The following is a 241-nucleotide window of genomic DNA, read 5'->3' as shown; positions in this document are numbered from 1 at the left end:
GCATCTGACTTTTAATCAGAGGGTCGCAGGTTCGAGCCCTGCATGGCTCACCATTTCTCATTATTTTTTATTCAATATTTAATTTCACATGCGGGTGTGGCGGAATTGGTAGACGCGCTAGACTTAGGATCTAGTGTCTTTGACGTGGGGGTTCGAGTCCCTTCACCCGCATCTCTAAATACTTATGCGGAAGTAGTTCAGTGGTAGAATACGACCTTGCCAAGGTCGGGGTCGCGGGTTC

1 tRNA gene is annotated in these 241 nt (G+C 48.1%); it reads left to right on the top strand.

What is annotated here, in order from left to right:
• The first annotated feature begins 90 nt into the window (after window positions 1-90).
• Window positions 91-171 (top strand) — tRNA-Leu (locus BBB58_RS14980).
• Window positions 172-241 lie beyond the last annotated feature (70 nt).

Origin of the sequence: Exiguobacterium profundum (assembly GCF_001909285.1) — a bacterium.
GTDB lineage: Bacteria > Bacillota > Bacilli > Exiguobacteriales > Exiguobacteriaceae > Exiguobacterium > Exiguobacterium profundum.
The sequence above is the reverse complement of the archived record's forward strand: the minus strand, read 5'-3'. Positions and strand labels throughout refer to the sequence as shown.